Raw genomic sequence first — 16,688 nt, forward strand, 5'->3', positions numbered from 1 at the left:
TCGACAGGGCGCTGATTGACGGTGAACAGGCCCGGGCGGATACTGTGTTGGCAGAGGGGAGCCGGGAGGATGCGTCTGACCGGTCGGGAGGGCGAGATGAATCCGGTGGTGGGACTGACAGTCGCGGCGATGATCGCGTTCGCCGCAAATTCGCTTCTCGCGCGGCTGGCGCTTGGGGCAGGGTCTATCGATGCCGCAAGCTATACCGCGCTCCGCATCGTCTCCGGCGCGCTGTTCCTGTTCTTCTTCCTGTGTCGCCAACCTGGTCAGGTGAAGATGCCTGCCATTCCCGGCAACTGGATTGCGGCCGGCGCCCTGTTTGCCTATGCGATTGCCTTTTCGCTCGCCTACCTGATGCTGGGTGCGGCGACCGGCGCGCTGATCCTTTTCTCGTCCGTACAGGCGACCATGGTCGGTTTCAGCCTCATCAGGGGCGAGCGGATGAGCCTGTTCGAGCTGGCCGGCTTCACCGTCGCCTTTCTCGCCTTCGTCTACCTGATCCTGCCCGGCATCGGCACGCCGGATCCGCTCGGCAGCCTGCTGATGGTGATCTCCGGCATCTCCTGGGGCATCTACACGCTTCGCGGTCGTGGCTCGGCCAACCCCTTGAAGGAAACGGCTGGCAATTTCCTGCGGGCCTCGGCCTTCTGCGTGCCGCTGGCGATCTACGCGCTGGTGGCTGGCAATGCCACCTTGCGCGGCGCCGGTCTCGCCATCGTCTCCGGCGTCGTTGCCTCCGGACTTGGATACTCGCTCTGGTACCGGGCGCTCGGCGGGCTTTCGACCTTTCAGGCGGCGCTGGTGCAGCTCTCCGTACCGGTGATCGCAGCGCTTGGAGCAATCCTCTTCCTCAATGAAGGGATCACGTTGCGCTTCGTTATCGCCAGCCTCTTCGTGTTGGGCGGTATCGCCTTCGCGATCGTTGCCAAGCGCAAGCGGCGGGGGTGAGCGCTCCAAACGCCGCTTCTGTCAAAGCGCCAAATCTAGTCTAGAGCGGAACACGTCTCGGGATGAGTTTCCACATACTTCTCTACCTGAGATAACATGGAATCACAGACTTCCTTCACTTCGGCCTGATGCCTACGCAAAGGACCGAACTCGCCTTTGCTGCCGCCGCGGACACGCAAAAGGACGGCAGCATATTCTGTCGCGAAGGCTGGGCAGGACTTGGTTAGTTTTTGCCAGTCCGCACCTTTGCCGGTTCCCCATATTTTAGCATCCCAGGCGCTGCAATGAACACCGTTTGAGAATACATCCAGAAGGCACTGGCTTCGATCGGCGCTATAATGGTCATTGAGCGCGGACAGCGTTTCATTTGCAGCATGCGCGCCCCATGATGTCTGAAAAAGTCCAGCTTCAGCGGAGTCCGCGCTACTGAAGTTTGCGCTGCGGTCGCGACCTACACAATATTGACCAGATGATTCTCTCATGCCCAACCCGATGAGCAGGGTGTAGGCGTGGCGTAAAGTGTCATTGCCTGAGACGTCATTCGTCATTGAGAGACTGCGAAAAATTGAGTCATACCAAGTTAATGCATCCGTCTTGTCCGACTTTGAGCCCGGAGCTCCCCTCTTCTGCGCGACAAGCTGGACATCGGTGCGTTCGGGGTTACAAATTGCCTTTGCGAAAACCAGCGCTATTCCTTCGTAATAGGCCTCTTTTGCAAGCCCTCTGTTTTTCCAATCCGTCGCCGCACAGGATGATTGCCTGGCGATCTTCTTGATTTCACTTACGCCTGTTTGGTCGTTTGCACTGGCTATATCCGACTGAAGCAGAGCCAGACAAAGAAAAATTGGAAACGGAGTAACTTTCATGTCTACCTCCTTATGTTGCGGAATAATATTACTGCAATTAAAGATAGGTAGCAATCGAGGCCAGGCAATCGATCTAATTGCCTGCTCCTAAAAGCGACAAAGCCGGAATTTTGAGTTCCGGCTTTGTCATACGTGGACAGCTTTAAGCGAGATTTGCTCAGAAGTAGCTCTGCAGCGACTTCACCTCGAGGTTGCCGGCCTTCAGGGCGCGGATCGCTTCGGCGGCGGCCTGGGCGCCTGAAAGGGTGGTGTAGTAGGGCACCTTCTGCATCAGCGCGGCGCGGCGCAGCGATTTCGAGTCCGAGATCGCCTTGTTGCCGTCGGTGGTGTTGATGACCAGCTGGACCTGGCGGTTGCGGATGGCGTCCTCGATGTGCGGGCGGCCTTCCAGAACCTTGTTGATCTTCACCGCCTCGATGCCCTTTTCGGCGAGATAGCGCTGGGTGCCGCCGGTCGCCAGCACCTTGAAGCCGATCTCGGACAGGATCTTCGCTGCCGGCAGCATGCGGTCCTTGTCCTCGTCGCGCACCGAGATGAAGACTGCGCCGTCACGCGGCAGGTCGACGCCGGCGCCGAGCTGCGACTTGGCGAAGGCGAGCGCGAAATCCGTGTCTAGGCCGATGACCTCGCCGGTCGAGCGCATTTCCGGGCCGAGCAGCGTGTCGACGCCGGGGAAGCGGGCGAAGGGGAAGACGGCTTCCTTGACCGCGATGTGCTTCAGGTTCTTCACATCCGGCTTGTCGCCATAGGCCGCGATCGCGGTGTCGAGCGTTTCGCCGGCCATGACGCGGGCGGCGACCTTGGCGATCGGCGCGCCGATGGTCTTGGCGACGAAAGGTACGGTGCGCGAGGCGCGCGGGTTGACCTCAAGCACGTAGATGACGCCGTCCTTGATGGCGTACTGGACGTTCATCAGGCCGCCGACGTTCAGGGCTTTCGCCATTTCCGTTGTCTGGCGCTCAAGCTCGGCGATCATCTCCGGAGCCAGCGTGCGCGGCGGCAGCGAGCAGGCGCTGTCGCCCGAGTGGATGCCGGCCTCTTCGATGTGTTCCATGATGCCGGCGATGAAGACGTCCTTGCCGTCGCACAGGCAGTCGACGTCGATTTCCGTGGCGTTCGTCAGGTAGCTGTCGAACAGCAGCGGGTTCTTGCCCAAGAGCGTGTTGATCTGGCCGGTCTTGTCGTTCGGGTAGCGCTGCTTGATGTCTTCCGGCACCAGGCCCGGAACGGTATCGAGCAGGTAGCTCTGCAGCTGGCCTTCCGAATGAATGATCTGCATGGCGCGGCCACCCAGAACATAGGAGGGGCGCACGACGAGCGGGAAACCGATTTCGGCCGCCACCAGGCGCGCCTGCTCGACCGAGTAGGCGATGCCGTTGTTGGGCTGATTGAGGTCGAGCTTCATCAGAAGCTTCTGGAAGCGGTCGCGGTCTTCGGCGAGATCGATCATGTCCGGCGCGGTGCCGAGGATCGGGATGCCGTTCTTTTCGAGCGCTTCGGCAAGCTTCAGCGGGGTCTGGCCGCCGAACTGGACGATGACGCCGACGAGTTCACCCTTCTCCTGCTCGGCGCGGAGAATCTCGATCACGTCTTCGGCCGTCAGCGGCTCGAAATAGAGGCGGTCGGAGGTGTCGTAGTCGGTCGAGACCGTTTCCGGGTTGCAGTTGACCATGATCGCCTCGAAGCCGGCATCCTTCAGCGCGAAGGCGGCGTGGCAGCAGCAATAGTCGAATTCGATGCCCTGGCCGATGCGGTTCGGACCGCCACCGAGGATGACGACCTTCTTGCGGTCGGAGACCTGGGCTTCCGAACGCGTGGCGCCGACGAAGGGCGTCTCGTAGGTCGAATACATGTAGGCGGTCGGCGAGGCGAACTCGGCCGCGCAGGTGTCGATGCGCTTGAAGACCGGGCGCACGCCCAGCGAATTGCGCAGCATGGCGACGTCCTTCGGCTTGCCGCCGGTCAAGGAGGCGAGGCGGGCGTCGGAGAAGCCCATGGCTTTCAGCATGCGCAGGTTTTCGGCGTCCTTCGGCAGGCCGTGCTCGCGGATGCGGGCTTCCATGTCGACGATCGCCTTGAACTGGGCGATGAACCACGGATCGATCTTGCAGCCGGCATGAACTTCCTCAGGCGACATGCCGAGACGCAGCGCCTGGGCAACCATGCGCAGGCGATCCGGCGTCGGCGTGCCGATCGCGGCGCGAATGGCGTTCTTGTCGTCGCCGCTGTCGCTTTCTCCGAGGCCGGGGATCTCGATCTCGTCGAGGCCGGTGAGACCCGTTTCGAGGCCGCGCAGCGCCTTCTGCAGCGATTCGGCGAAGGTGCGGCCGATCGCCATGACTTCACCGACCGACTTCATCGCAGTCGTCAGAACCGGCGAGGCGCCGGGGAACTTTTCGAAGGCAAAGCGCGGGATCTTGGTGACGACATAGTCGATCGACGGTTCGAACGAGGCCGGCGTCGCGCCGCCGGTGATGTCGTTTTCCAGTTCGTCGAGCGTATAGCCGACGGCGAGCTTCGCGGCGATCTTGGCGATCGGGAAGCCGGTCGCCTTCGAAGCCAGCGCCGACGAGCGCGACACGCGCGGGTTCATTTCGATGACGACGAGGCGGCCGTTATCGGGATTGACGGCGAACTGCACGTTCGAGCCGCCGGTTTCGACGCCGATCTCGCGCAGCACCGCAATCGAGGCGTTGCGCATGATCTGGTATTCCTTGTCGGTCAGCGTCAGCGCCGGCGCGACCGTAATCGAGTCACCCGTATGGACGCCCATCGGATCGATGTTCTCGATCGAGCAGATGATGATGCAGTTGTCCGCCTTGTCGCGGACGACTTCCATCTCGTATTCCTTCCAGCCGAGCACGCTTTCCTCGATCAGGACTTCGGTGGTCGGAGAGGCGTCGAGGCCGCCCGAGACGATGTCGAAGAATTCCGAGCGGTTGTAGGCGATGCCGCCGCCGGTGCCGCCGAGCGTGAAGGACGGGCGGATGATGGCCGGCAGGCCGATCTCGTCGAGCGCCTGGGCGGCGATCGCCATGGCATGGCTCATGTAGCGCTGCTTGCGGTCGCTCTCGCCGAGGTTCCACTGGTTTTCGAGCTCGTCCAGCGCCTTGTCGAGTGCGTCGCCCGAAAGCTTGCCACGCAGTTCGGCGCGCCGGGCTTCATGCGTCTTGCGGTCGGTATCCTTGATGTCGGTGGCGTTGGCCAGCATCGACTTCGGGGTCTCGAGCCCGATCTTGGCCATCGCCTCGCGGAACAGCGCGCGGTCTTCGGCCTTGTCGATCGCCTCCGGCTTGGCGCCGATCATCTCGACATTGTAGCGCTCGAGCACGCCCATGCGCTTGAGCGACAGCGCAGTGTTGAGCGCCGTCTGGCCGCCCATGGTCGGCAGCAGCGCGTCCGGGCGTTCCTTGGCGATGATCTTGGCGACGACTTCCGGGGTGATCGGCTCGACATAGGTCGCATCCGCGAGGCCCGGATCGGTCATGATGGTGGCCGGATTGGAGTTGACCAGGATGACCCGGTATCCTTCCTCCTTCAGCGCCTTGCAGGCCTGAGTTCCCGAATAGTCGAACTCGCAGGCCTGGCCGATGACGATTGGCCCCGCGCCGATGATGAGGATGGACTTGATATCTTGGCGCTTCGGCATGGGCGTTTTCCGTCTTTTATGTGTCCAGCCTGCATGAAAAGCCGGCGCGGTTGAAACCGGCCGGATGCAGGGCGTATCTGTCTAAAGGCTAGGTGGGCCTTATAGGCAAATGTTTTGGCGAACGGAACCCCGAAAATGAAGAACGCAGGGGAAATATCCGACGGCGGCGATTTGCCTCCTGAACCTCCGCTAAAGCAGTGGCGCGTTGCGATCCGATAAGGGGCGTCCGGTGGGGCGTTTTCGGGAATGCGAGGTTTGGCAACCGCCCTTTCGGTGATGCAGGATGCCGTCCTCATTCAACTTGGCCGGAAATATCCGTGCCGTACTGGCGAGGTTCAACTTCCGTCAGATGACGAAGGAGTTTAGCGCGTCGAGCGATTGCTGATCCATTTGCTCAAACGTGCGGGACCAGACCTCAGCTCTGTTCCTGCCCTTGCGCTTGGCGGCATAGAGGGCAGTGTCTGCCTGCCTGATCAAAGCGCTCTTGTCGTAGCTGCCGGATTGTGCGGAGACCGATGCGATGCCGATGCTCGCTGTCACCCTGCCATGAGGTGAGGACAGATGGCCGATGTCGCGGCGTGTCAGGATCGCTGCGAAATCGCGGGCGACGGCCGCTGCGCCGCTCTCGTCGGTGTCGGGCAAAAGAACAATGAATTCCTCACCCCCGAAACGCGCCACGATGTCGGCAGGACGTTTGGCCGCGTCACGCAGGCAGTTCGCGACCTTTTTCAGGCACTCGTCGCCTTCATGATGGCCATGACTGTCGTTGAACGCCTTGAACAGATCGACGTCGATCATCATGACGGAAAGTGGCGACCTGCTGCGTCCATGCCTGGCCATCTCGACCGCGGCACGGTCATCGAAGGCGCGCCGGTTGAGCAAGCCGGTCAAGGGATCGGTTTCTGCGAGCAGGCGATAGGCCTGTGCCGTGTCGCGCAGGATTGCTTCCTGTCGCTTGGTATCGGTTATATCGGTTGCCAGCACGACGGCGCCCTGGCCGGACCAATGGACCTTGAGTTTCAGCCATATGTCGTTGAAGAGGTGCAGTTCCACGGCGCTGCTGCCGGAACTGCGCCTCGTCACGGCACGCTTCCAGTCAGCGAGCTGTGTTTCGCTGAGAGCGGTAAATTCGCCGGCCCTGGCACAGTCGTCGAGCAGGTTCGCGAGGGTTTCCCCTGGCTGTCTAGCCGAGCCGGTCTTTGGAAATGCTGCCTGGTACTGTCGGTTGCAGCGAAGCAACACACCGTCATGGTTGAAGATGGCCAAGCCGTCGTGCAGTGCCTCCAAAGCGTCGCTGAGGGTGGTTCTGCTTTCGGCAAGCTCCCGCTCAAGCATTTCCTTCTGCGTCACGTCGCGGCTGATGCCGATAAGGCCAATCACCCTGTCGTCCGTGTCGCAGAGCGGGTACTTCGAGGTCATGAAAACCTTACCGCCCACCTCTTCGCGGTGGTCGACGAGTTCCTGCCGGTTGCGCATCAGGTCCTGTTCCGAAAGGAATAGGGTCTCGGCTCGCATCTGAGGGGCGATGTGGAAGTCCGATAGACCGGCCATCTGGCCCGATCTTTCAAACCCGTTGTGTGCAGCCGTGTTGTTGTTGACGTGCAGAAAGCGGCTGTCACGGTTCTTGATGTAGAGATAATCCGGCGATTGAGCGAGGGCTGCTGCCAGAATGGCGTTGTCGAGATTGCGTGTCTTGACGAAATGGATGATCGAGCCACAGATGACTATGCTGATGACATTGAGAGACAGGAGCGGGATCGCAACCGTCTTGAATGCATCAGCTTCCCGCAAGATCGCAACCGTCCACATGCTGACCGTCATGACCAGAGAGACGCCGCCCGCCAGAGAGATGATCTTGCCCACTGTTTGGAATCTGTTTGCCGTGAGATGGCGCACGGTCAGCCCGACTGCGGAGAATATGGCCAACGATTCCATTCCCAGTGCCAAACCTTCTCCGCCGAGCATCAGGCGCGTCAGCGCGGAGACGGCCGCGGCGATTGCAAGGCCGGGGAGCCCCGCCTCCAATCCCGCGAGCGCGATGAGACCTGCCCGCAAATCGACGAGTACGCCCGGTCGGATTGGAAAGGACATGATCATCGACGCCGAAGTCGCAAGGCCAAGGAACAGGCCGAGCATCAACTTTTCACGGGAACGGGTGGAATTCTTGTTCGCTCCGGAGAGATGCGCCCATACGGACAGGATGAGCCCGATAACTGCCAGATTGCCGATGAGGGTTTGCCACATATGCTGCATGGTGCGGATCGCACTCCCTTGGATGGAGGCCTACATGCGCAATTTCTTGCATGCTAAAATTTGATTTTCGTTAATTCTATCGAAGTTTCAGCCTGGCTTTGAAGAAACCACTACCTGCCAGGTTGGCCGCGTGTCCTGATGCTCGCGCGGCGAGAAAAAAACGGACGTGAGCGTCCGGATAATCAAGGTGAGCGTCGGAGTGTCTTAAAAAAATATGCCGGATCGTGAAACTTTTCCGGGGGCTTATGAGTACCTCTATCAGACGTCCGATTGTCGGGCGCGGAACCGGCCAGCCCCCTCGTGGCCGAGTTCTCCACTAGTGCGAAGAAAGGAAAAGATGATGAAAAAGATTATTGCTCTTACGCTTGCCGTTTCCGCTATCGGTGCCTCTTCTGCTTTCGCCATCCAGCCGATCAAGGGCAGCATCACCTATACCAATCCCAATGAAGTGCGCCTGACCAAGGCTCCGGCCGGCAGCCTCTTCACCCACGAGTTCCGCAGCGACGGCAATCACTACAAGGAACTCTATCGCGTCGAGCCGAACGGCACGGTCACGATCGTCGACCGTCAGCGTCTCGACAGCTTCGACATGAACGACATGAACTGAGGTCCATGGACCCAGGTTCATCCTGCAGGGGTTAACCCCAACGAACAAGCGGCGCCTGCAAGGTTTGCAGGCGCCGCTTTTTTCGTCGCATCAGAGGGATGTCGGCGTGGTCCTCAATCGCCGCCTTCGTGCTTGACCGGCAACTTTATGTTCTTCAGGCAGAGGGCTGCGATCAGGCCGGTGAGGCTGATGAAGGCGGCCGTGAGGAAGAGGGGCTCGCAGGCCGCCAGATAGATCTGCGCGATCGTGTGCTGCGCCGCTGCGGGCAGGGCGGAAGCGGCGGCAGGCGTGAGCTTCTCGATGTCTTCGACGCCGGGGATCGGAACAGCATGGCTGGCGACGCCGGCCGACAGGATGGCGCCATAGATGGAGATGCCGATCGACGCGCCGCCCATGCGGGTCAGCGTCACCGTCGAGGTTGCAGCACCCGTGTCGGAGCGGCGCGCCGCATTCTGGACCCCGAGAACCGGCACCTGCTGGCCGCAGCCGATGCCGAGCCCCTGGACGAGAAGCAGTGCAACGAGCGTCCAGAGCGGCACGGTGGCTCCGAAGAAGGCGACGGCGGTCAAGGTGACGAGACCGGTTGCCGTCGAGAGGATCGAAAAGATCTTGTAGTCGCCGGTGCGGGATATGATGCGGCCGGCAGACAGTGAGCCGATGGCGATGCCGCCTGTCAGCGGAATGAAGAACAGCCCGGCGACCGTCGGCGACATGCCGAGGCCCGATTGCAGGTAGAGCGCATAATAGTTCGACATGCCGATGCCGATCGCGCCGGAAATCAGCGAGATGTAGAGCAGCAGGCTGACCGTGGTGTTGGAAAATAGCGTCAGCGGCACGACCGGTTCGGGCGCGCGCCGCTCGACCATGATCCAGCCCGCAAGGCAGACGAGGCCGAAGGCGATGACCGCGAGGCTCTTCGGCGCGAGCAGGCCGCCGAACAGTTCGGAACTGTCGGCCCAGAGCACGACGCTGGCGATCGCGCCGGCCAGCAGGGCCGCGCCGGCATAGTCGATCTTCGGCTTCCTGACCGGCTTCTTGTAGGGCAGCAGGATGGCAAGTCCGATGAAGACGGCAATGCCGATCGGCAGGTTGACGAGGAAGATCGAGCGCCAGCCGAAGAGATCGCTCATCGTGCCGCCGAGCGTCGGGCCGATGGCGCCGGAAATCATCAGAACGAGGCTCGCATAGCTCTGGTAGCGGGCGCGTTCGCGCGGCTCGAAGAGGTCGGCATTGATCGAGAAGATCGACACCATAATGCCGCCGCCGCCGAGCGCCTGCAGAACGCGCGCGGCAATCAGCGTGTTCATCGACACGGCCAGGCCGCAGGTGAGCGAGCCGACGGTAAAGATCAGGATCGCCGCCATCATCACATATTTGCGACCGAACAGGTCGCCGAGCTTGCCGTAGATCGGCATGACGGCGCTGGAGGCAAGCAGATAGGCCGAGCCGACCCAGCCGAAGCGTTCCAGTTCGCCGAACTCTCCGACGATGGTGGGCAGGGCGGTGGAAACGATCTGGTTGTCGAGCGTCGCCATGAACATGCCGGTGAGCAGGATCAGAAAGACGATGATGCGCTGGCGCGGATCGCTGACGAGCGGTTGGTGCTGCGCCGGCCTGATGGCGGCGGTGTTCGTTATGGCATCCATGGGAGGGACCGTTTCGCGTTCTCTTGATAGGGCAGGCTTGAATTATGTGACTTTTGCACATAAATGTCAATACACAAATCAGTGACAAATGCACGTAATTGCGCTATACCGGAAACGACACTGTTGATTTGTCCTGACTGACGGAGCCGAAATGACTGAAACCGCCGATCTTGTCCGCTCGCGTGCGGAAGACACTGCCGCATCAGGCGTGGAGGCCATTTCCGACGCCCTGTCGCGCATGCGGCTCATGATCGGCAGGCGTATCCTGGGACGGCTGATGATCAGCAAGTCGGCGCCGGATCTCGATCTCTCGCATCTTGACGTGATCGAGGCCGTCAAACGCAGCACGGCGGAAAGCGAAGCGACCGTCGGCGCCGTGGCGGAGATGATGCGGGTCGATCATTCGCGCGCCAGCCGGCTGATCGCCGACCTGGTTCAGCGCGGCATATTGCAGCGCACGGTTTCGCAGGCGGATGCCCGCCGCAGCGTCGTCGAGCTGACGACGGAAGGCGAGGCGTTCAAGCGCGACATGCACGCGGTCAAGCGCCGCGTGCTCGAAAGCGTGGTGGCGAACTGGTCCAAACAGGATGTCGACCATTTTGCCCGCCTGTTTCCGCGGTTCGTGGACGAGTTCGAAGTCACCATCCGGAATGCGTCCGAAGACTGACCTCATCCCCTAGAGCGGGCGGGATCAGGACGATGTGAAATCCGCCGCGATCCGCATGTCGCGCAGCGGCCGGACGATGTCGATCGACGTCTGATACAGGGGATGCGCCTTGTAGCGGGCGAGCTGCTCCTCGTCCTCGAATTCGCCATAGACGATGAAATCCGGACCGCCGGGGCTGATCGGGTCGTTGCGGAAATTGCGGCCGATTTCCAGATGCAGCTTGTCCGGAATGCCGGTGAGCAGCGCCAGTCCTTCATAGACGGCCTCGCGGTCCTGCGGATTGCTGGCGGTGAAGAAGACGATGTGGCGTATCATGCGAAACTGATCATCACGTTTGAACTCAAGCCGTCATTCGCAGGTGAGCCGATGCCGGTCAAGGTTCGGGGCGATTGCGGACCGAATGCCGCATGCTTTCCATTGCTCGAAGCGCGCAGTGGAACCACTGCGCCATCCGCATCGTTCTTGCCGCGGTACCGGCCTTCATGCCGCAGCAGCAATAAGAGCCGGGGTGGAGCTTGTTGGGCTCTACCAAAGTAAAAAGCGAAGCCTATAATCGTTGCAAGGGTACATTCGGGAGAGCACAGCATGGAATGGAAGGGACGCCGTCAGTCCGACAATGTCGAGGATGTCCGCGGCAGTTCGCGCCAGGGCGGATTTGGACGCAGCCCCTTCGGACGGGGCGGGATCAGTTTCCCGTCTTCCGGCGGAAGTGGCCGCCGCGGCGGCATCGGCTCTATCGTGGTGCTGGTGATCATCTTCTTCGTGCTGAAGGCGATGGGCATCGACGTGCTGCAGCTTCTGAACCAGGGTGGCGGCTCCGTCGGCGGGTCGGGCTACGAGCAGAGCACGTCGCCCTCCGGCAGCACCGTCAGCGCCGAGAAAAAGGCCTTCGTGGCGACCGTCCTTGCCGATACGGAAGACACCTGGACGAAGATCCTCGACCAGAGCGGCCAGACTTATGTGGCGCCCAAGCTGGTGCTGTTTTCCGGGGCTTATCCGTCCGCCTGCGGGCAGGCGTCCTCGGCCATGGGGCCGTTCTACTGCCCGACCGACAGCAAGGTCTATCTCGACATGGACTTCTTCGACGAACTGTCGCAGCGCTTTGGCGCGGCCGGCGATTTCGCCGATGCCTATGTGATCGCTCACGAAGTGGGCCATCACGTACAGAACCTGCTCGGCATCCTTCCGGAATATCACCGCATGCGCCAGAAGATGGGCCAGGACGAGGCCAACAGGCTCTCCGTCCGCGTCGAACTGCAGGCCGATTGCTTTGCCGGCATTTTCGGGCGGGCCGAAAAGGACAAGGGCTACATGGATCCGGGCGACCTGGAAGAGGCGCTGAAGGCTGCCAACCAGATCGGCGACGACGCGCTGCAGAAGAGCGCGCAGGGCTATGCCGTTCCCGACAGCTTCACGCATGGAACCTCGGCGCAGCGCGTCAAATGGTTCAAGCGCGGCTTCGACACCGGCAATCTCGAATCCTGCGACACGTTTTCCAATCCGGTCTGAAGTGCCGAAGCGAACAGGGTCGGGGCCGGCTTCCGGATGGAAGCCGGCCCCGATTGTATAATGAGGCGGACAGTCGGATCAGCGCTCGCTGTCGAGCGACGCCATCTGTGCGGGCGCATAGCGGCTGCCGGCCGCCGCGCCCTTGGGTACGGCGCTCTCGATCTCGGCGAGATCCGCCGCCGTCAAGGTGACATCGGTGCTGCCGAGCGCCTCGGCGAGACGGTCCCGGCGACGTGCGCCGACCAGCGGAACGATGTCTTCCCCCTGTGCCGAAACCCATGCTATGGCGGTCTGGGCGACCGTCAGGCCCTTTGCCTCCGCGACCGCGCGCAGCCTTTCGACCAGCGCCAGGTTCTTCTCCTCGTTCTCGCCTTGGAATCGCGGCGAATGGGCGCGGAAGTCACTGCCGGAGGCCTGCTGCTTTTGCCAGTGACCGGAGATCAGGCCGCGCGAGAGCACGCCGTAGGCGGTGACGCCGATGCCGAGTTCGCGGCAGGTCGGCAGGATCGCATCCTCGATGCCGCGCGAGATCAGCGAATACTCGATCTGCAGATCCGAAATCGGATGGACGCTCGCCGCCTTGCGGATGGTTGCGGCGCCGACTTCCGAGAGGCCGATGTGGCGGACATAGCCGGCCTTGACCATGTCGGCAATGGCGCCGACCGTTTCCTCGATCGGGACGTTCGGGTCGAGACGGGCGGGGCGGTAGATGTCGATATAGTCCGTGCCGAGACGCTGCAGCGTGTAGGCGAGAGCGGTCTTGACCGCCTGCGGCCGGGCGTCGTAGCCGAGCCAGTTGCCCGCCGGGTCGCGCTGTGCGCCGAACTTGACGCTGATGACGGCGTCTTCCCGCTTGCGGCCCTTCAGGGCCTCGGCGATTAGCAGTTCGTTGTGCCCCATGGCGTAGAAATCGCCGGTGTCGAGCAGGTTGATGCCGGCCTCGAGGCTGGCGTGAATGGTGGCGATCGCTTCGGTGCGATCCGCGGGGCCGTAAAGGGCGGACATTCCCATGCAACCGAGACCGATGCGGGAGACGTTGGGGCCGGTCTTGCCGAGCGTGGTTCTTGCAATCATTGATGGTCACTCCTTGGTTGGGCGCTTCACCTGCGCCGCTGGAAAGAGCTTTTACCGCCTTTGCGTCTGTGCGATAATACGGGCAATACGAGACAGCCTGTTTGGAATTTTGCACAATGAACCAGTTGCCGCTTGCCGATCTCGATGCCTTTGCCGCGGTGGCGGCGGCGCGCAGCTTTCGCAAGGCGGCGCGGCTGCGGGCCGCATCGGCGTCTGCGCTCAGTGAAGCCGTGCGCCGGCTGGAGTCGCAGCTGGAGATACGGCTTTTCAATCGCACGACCCGGTCGGTAACGCTGACGGATGCCGGCGAGAGGCTGCTGGAACGGCTGCGGCCCGGGCTGGCGGGGATCGAGGCCGCACTGGAAGCCGTTCATGAGCAGGGCGACGAGCCGGCCGGCCGCCTGCGGTTGAACGTCCCCGGCATCGTCGCACGCGAAGTCCTGCCGCCGCTTGCCTGCCGCTTTCTTGTCGAACATCCGCGGGTTTCCATGGAGGTGACGACCAACGATGCGCTTGTCGATGTTCTGGCGGAGGGGTTCGATGCCGGTGTCCGCTACGAGGAAGCGCTGCATCAGGACATGATTGCCATTCCGATCGGTCCGCCGCGGCAACGGTCGATGACGGCCGCGTCGCCGGACTATCTGTCGCGTCGCGGCGTGCCGACGGTTCCGGCAGATCTGATGCGTCATGACTGTATCCTGCACCGGTTCGATTCCGGCCGCATCGTGCCATGGGAGTTTCAGGAGGACGGCCGCGAGATTGCCCTGCATCCGGCCGGCCGGATCATATCCGGCAATGTCGACATGGAGCTGGCCGCGGCGATCGCGGGCATCGGCATCGTCCACACGTTCGAGGAGTTTCTGGCGCCGGCCATCGCCGATGGACGGCTGATCCCCATTCTTAGCGAATACGACCTCTGGTTTTCCGGACCGTTTCTCTATTATCCGAGTCGGGCGTTCATGCCGGGACCGCTGCGCGCCTTCGTCGATTTCATCAAGGCGGACAATCGGGACCGGGAACGCAGGCTGCGCCACAATGGCGAGGCCGGCTGAGCGAGATGGGAGGAAGAAATGGATGACAAGGCGAAGATCGACCAGGCGATCGCCGAACTCGACGACTGGCGCGGCACGATGCTGTCTGCCGCGCGGAAGGCCATTCTCGCCGCCGCTCCCGACATCGTCGAGGAATGGAAGTGGATGGGCAGCCCGACCTGGTCTTGCGACGGCATGATCGCGGTCGGCAATGCGCACAAGAAGAAGGTGAAGCTGACCTTTGCCTATGGGGCCCATCTTGCCGATCCCAAGGGGTTGTTCAACGGCGACGACAGGGGCAATACGCGCCGCTCCATCGATCTTGTGGAAGGGGCGGCTCTGGATGCCGATGCGCTGAAGGATCTGGTGGTTGCCGCGATCGCCTACAATCGCGCCCATTTGAAGAAGAACAAGGCCGGCAAGGCTGGCGCCAAGGGGTGAGGGCGACAGGCGGCGGGCAGGTTGCCGATCCGTTCAGGCTTTGTATTGCGTTCCATCAGGGCCGCTGAATTGCGGATCAATTGTTTTGACCTTTGGCCGTTTTTGCTGGCCGGGCTGACGGGGATATATTAAGGGCAGATGCGCGCCGCATTCCGGATCATTCCCGGGATCGGCGTTTTCGCATTTGGAGGAGCAGCAATGTCCATGGCCGGTTCTCAGGCGGTCGCGACGGCGGATGATAACCGCTGGTCCGCGCATCTGAAGGCGACGCTGTTGCTGGGCCTGCCGCTGATCGGCGCCCAGCTCGCGCAGGTCGGCATCAACACCACCGACGTCATCATCGTCGGCCAGCTCGGTGCGGAGAAGCTTGCCGCGATCGTGCTCGGCAGCCAGTTCTTCTTCACGCTGCTGATCTTCGGTTCCGGCTTCTCCTATGCGGTGGTGCCGATGGTCGCGCAGGCCTATGGACGCAATGACGCAGTCGCCATCCGCCGGTCGGTGCGCATGGGGCTGTGGGCGTCGATTGCCTATTCGCTTCTGTCGCTGGTGCTGTTCTTCAATGCCGAGAGGATCCTGCTGGCCTTGGGCCAGGTGCCCGAGGTCGCCCGTCTTGCCGGCGAATTCCTGAAGATTGCCGGCATCGGCATTTTCCCGGCGCTCGCCTTCAACGTGCTGCGCTCTTTGGTGAGCGCCATCGGGCGGGCGGGGATCATTCTCTATGTGACGCTGGTCATGCTGGTCTCGAATGCGGCGCTCGCCTATGCCCTCGTGCTCGGTCATTTCGGCCTGCCGCGCCTCGAACTGCAGGGCGCGGCGATCGTCGCGACCTCGGTCCACACGCTCGGCTTCCTCATTCTGGTGTTTTACGTGCAGACGCGGGCGGAAACGCGGGCCTATGAGCTTTTCGTCCGCTTCTGGCGGCCGGACTGGCCGGGCCTGATCGAGGTCGTGCGGCTCGGAATGCCGATCGCCATCACCATTCTCGCCGAAGTCAGCCTGTTTACCGCCGCCTCGCTGCTGATGGGCTGGATCGGCACGATCGAACTCGCCGCACACGGCATCGCGCTGCAGCTTGCCTCGATCGCCTTCATGATCCCGCTCGGGCTGTCGCAGGCCGCGACCGTCCGAGTCGGCGTTGCGCACGGTCGAAGCGATTTCGAAGGGCTGGTCAGGGCGTCTCTGACCATCCTCGGCCTGACCGTCGTCACGCAGTGCACGGGGGCGGCGCTGTTTGCCACGATGCCGCGCTTGCTTGGAAGCCTCTATCTCGACACGTCGCTGCCGGAGGCGTCGGCAGTGCTCGACTATGCGACGAAGCTGATCATGATCGCGGCCGTGTTCCAGCTGATGGACGGCATGCAGGCCGTCGGCGCCGGACTGTTGCGCGGCATGAAGGATGCCCGCATCCCGATGATCCTGGCGCTTATTTCCTACTGGCCTATCGGACTGCTGCTTGCCTATGTGCTTGCCTTCAAGTTCGGCTTTGGCGGCGCGGGCATCTGGTACGGCTTCATGGTCGGGCTCGGCACGGCCGCGACGGCGCTTCTCGTGCGCTTCTACCTGCTGGTGAAGCGCGAGAAGCGGTGGATGAACGAGATGGCGGCCGTCAGCCGCTGACCTCGGCGTAATTGGCAATGTCGGCGCGAATGCCGAGCCGGGCTATCAGTTCCTTCGGGTCGAAGTTCATCGCCGCCTGGACTTCCGCCATCGTGTCCCGGGCTTTGGCCAGAGCATTCTCGTTTTCCCATTCGGCAATCGTCACCACGTTGAACTCGCCGGGGCCGCTCACCTGTTCGAGTATCCTGTGGCCGAGACAGCCGTCCAATCCGTTCAGAATGCGCTCCATGCGCCTGACATTGACGAGGAATTCGTCGCGGGCTGCGGCGGGAACTGAAAACTTGTCGATCCTGTAGAGGCTTCCGCTCATCTTCTCACCTTTCGATTCATGAGGGCGATGTCTGCAACGAGAGGTGTACGGCCTCAAGCAAGGTTTAGCT

The 16,688-nt window shown here is 62.0% G+C and carries 14 protein-coding genes; 7 read left to right on the plus strand and 7 right to left on the minus strand.

All coding sequences use genetic code 11. The features are described from left to right. Window positions 1-69 precede the first annotated feature (69 nt). The gene (locus tag NN662_RS07175) at window positions 70-948 is read left to right on the plus strand and encodes a DMT family transporter (protein WP_261929609.1); all 879 of its coding nucleotides are present in this window, start codon (window positions 70-72) and stop codon (window positions 946-948) included. Between the two features lie 35 nt (window positions 949-983). On the opposite strand, the gene NN662_RS07180 is transcribed toward NN662_RS07175, so the two are convergent. The 3 genes from NN662_RS07180 to NN662_RS07190 form a co-directional block, all read right to left on the minus strand. After that, window positions 984-1,814, minus strand: coding sequence for a hypothetical protein (locus NN662_RS07180; protein ID WP_261929610.1), 831 nt, complete (start codon window positions 1,812-1,814; stop codon window positions 984-986). 157 nt (window positions 1,815-1,971) lie between these two features. Beyond that, window positions 1,972-5,463 carry a carbamoyl-phosphate synthase large subunit gene (gene carB, locus NN662_RS07185; RefSeq protein WP_261929611.1) on the minus strand — a complete coding sequence of 1,164 codons (3,492 nt, stop codon included), beginning with the start codon at window positions 5,461-5,463 and terminating at the stop codon, window positions 1,972-1,974. A gap of 345 nt (window positions 5,464-5,808) precedes the next feature. Then, complete coding sequence (locus tag NN662_RS07190) at window positions 5,809-7,716, minus strand: diguanylate cyclase (RefSeq protein WP_261929612.1); 1,908 nt, start codon at window positions 7,714-7,716, stop codon at window positions 5,809-5,811. 340 nt (window positions 7,717-8,056) lie between these two features. On the opposite strand from NN662_RS07190, the gene NN662_RS07195 reads away from it, so the two are divergent. Continuing rightward, window positions 8,057-8,323, plus strand: coding sequence for a hypothetical protein (locus NN662_RS07195; protein ID WP_261929613.1), 267 nt, complete (start codon window positions 8,057-8,059; stop codon window positions 8,321-8,323). A 113-nt stretch (window positions 8,324-8,436) separates the two neighbouring features. Here the strand turns inward: NN662_RS07195 and NN662_RS07200 are convergent, their stop codons facing one another. After that, on the minus strand, window positions 8,437-9,969 hold the full coding sequence (locus NN662_RS07200) for an MDR family MFS transporter (protein WP_261929614.1): 1,533 nt from the start codon (window positions 9,967-9,969) through the stop codon (window positions 8,437-8,439). Window positions 9,970-10,120: 151 nt separating this feature from the next. Between NN662_RS07200 and NN662_RS07205 the strand changes: the two genes are divergently transcribed. Beyond that, on the plus strand, window positions 10,121-10,636 hold the full coding sequence (locus tag NN662_RS07205; protein ID WP_261929615.1) for a MarR family winged helix-turn-helix transcriptional regulator: 516 nt from the start codon (window positions 10,121-10,123) through the stop codon (window positions 10,634-10,636). Window positions 10,637-10,660: 24 nt separating this feature from the next. Here NN662_RS07205 and NN662_RS07210 read toward each other — a convergent pair whose 3' ends face one another. Further along, complete coding sequence (locus tag NN662_RS07210; RefSeq protein ID WP_261929616.1) at window positions 10,661-10,951, minus strand: Dabb family protein; 291 nt, start codon at window positions 10,949-10,951, stop codon at window positions 10,661-10,663. Between the two features lie 270 nt (window positions 10,952-11,221). On the opposite strand from NN662_RS07210, the gene NN662_RS07215 reads away from it, so the two are divergent. Continuing rightward, window positions 11,222-12,145, plus strand: a complete 924-nt coding sequence (locus NN662_RS07215) for a neutral zinc metallopeptidase (RefSeq protein ID WP_261929617.1) — start codon at window positions 11,222-11,224, stop codon at window positions 12,143-12,145. Window positions 12,146-12,223: 78 nt separating this feature from the next. On the opposite strand, the gene NN662_RS07220 is transcribed toward NN662_RS07215, so the two are convergent. Next, window positions 12,224-13,219, minus strand: coding sequence for an aldo/keto reductase (locus NN662_RS07220; protein WP_261929618.1), 996 nt, complete (start codon window positions 13,217-13,219; stop codon window positions 12,224-12,226). Between the two features lie 116 nt (window positions 13,220-13,335). Here NN662_RS07220 and NN662_RS07225 point away from each other — a divergent pair, with 116 nt between their 5' ends. The 3 genes from NN662_RS07225 (at window position 13,336) to NN662_RS07235 (ending at window position 16,308) form a co-directional block, all read left to right on the plus strand. Then, the gene (locus tag NN662_RS07225) at window positions 13,336-14,271 is read left to right on the plus strand and encodes a LysR substrate-binding domain-containing protein (RefSeq protein ID WP_261929619.1); all 936 of its coding nucleotides are present in this window, start codon (window positions 13,336-13,338) and stop codon (window positions 14,269-14,271) included. Window positions 14,272-14,289: 18 nt separating this feature from the next. Further along, a complete protein-coding gene (locus tag NN662_RS07230) occupies window positions 14,290-14,691 on the plus strand; it encodes a DUF1801 domain-containing protein (protein ID WP_261929620.1) in 402 nt (133 codons plus the stop codon). 198 nt (window positions 14,692-14,889) lie between these two features. Further along, window positions 14,890-16,308: an MATE family efflux transporter gene (locus NN662_RS07235; RefSeq protein ID WP_261929621.1), complete on the plus strand. Its 1,419-nt coding sequence runs from the start codon at window positions 14,890-14,892 to the stop codon at window positions 16,306-16,308. Here the strand turns inward: NN662_RS07235 and NN662_RS07240 are convergent. Continuing rightward, window positions 16,298-16,618, minus strand: a complete 321-nt coding sequence (locus NN662_RS07240) for an antibiotic biosynthesis monooxygenase family protein (protein WP_261929622.1) — start codon at window positions 16,616-16,618, stop codon at window positions 16,298-16,300. The two genes, NN662_RS07235 and NN662_RS07240, sit on opposite strands and share 11 nt — an antisense overlap. Window positions 16,619-16,688: the final 70 nt, after the last annotated feature.

The organism is Rhizobium sp. NRK18 (assembly GCF_024385575.1).
Taxonomy (GTDB): domain Bacteria; phylum Pseudomonadota; class Alphaproteobacteria; order Rhizobiales; family Rhizobiaceae; genus JANFMV01.

Coding starts and splice junctions, on each gene's coding strand:
- NN662_RS07215 (WP_261929617.1), top strand. CDS start 11,222: ATGGAATGGAAGGGACGCCGTCAGTCCGACAATGTCGAGGATGTCCGC.
- carB (WP_261929611.1), bottom strand. CDS start 5,463: ATGCCGAAGCGCCAAGATATCAAGTCCATCCTCATCATCGGCGCGGGG.
- NN662_RS07190 (WP_261929612.1), bottom strand. CDS start 7,716: ATGCAGCATATGTGGCAAACCCTCATCGGCAATCTGGCAGTTATCGGG.
- NN662_RS07210 (WP_261929616.1), bottom strand. CDS start 10,951: ATGATACGCCACATCGTCTTCTTCACCGCCAGCAATCCGCAGGACCGC.
- NN662_RS07225 (WP_261929619.1), top strand. CDS start 13,336: ATGAACCAGTTGCCGCTTGCCGATCTCGATGCCTTTGCCGCGGTGGCG.
- NN662_RS07195 (WP_261929613.1), top strand. CDS start 8,057: ATGAAAAAGATTATTGCTCTTACGCTTGCCGTTTCCGCTATCGGTGCC.
- NN662_RS07200 (WP_261929614.1), bottom strand. CDS start 9,969: ATGGATGCCATAACGAACACCGCCGCCATCAGGCCGGCGCAGCACCAA.
- NN662_RS07175 (WP_261929609.1), top strand. CDS start 70: ATGCGTCTGACCGGTCGGGAGGGCGAGATGAATCCGGTGGTGGGACTG.
- NN662_RS07205 (WP_261929615.1), top strand. CDS start 10,121: ATGACTGAAACCGCCGATCTTGTCCGCTCGCGTGCGGAAGACACTGCC.
- NN662_RS07230 (WP_261929620.1), top strand. CDS start 14,290: ATGGATGACAAGGCGAAGATCGACCAGGCGATCGCCGAACTCGACGAC.
- NN662_RS07180 (WP_261929610.1), bottom strand. CDS start 1,814: ATGAAAGTTACTCCGTTTCCAATTTTTCTTTGTCTGGCTCTGCTTCAG.
- NN662_RS07240 (WP_261929622.1), bottom strand. CDS start 16,618: ATGAGCGGAAGCCTCTACAGGATCGACAAGTTTTCAGTTCCCGCCGCA.
- NN662_RS07220 (WP_261929618.1), bottom strand. CDS start 13,219: ATGATTGCAAGAACCACGCTCGGCAAGACCGGCCCCAACGTCTCCCGC.
- NN662_RS07235 (WP_261929621.1), top strand. CDS start 14,890: ATGTCCATGGCCGGTTCTCAGGCGGTCGCGACGGCGGATGATAACCGC.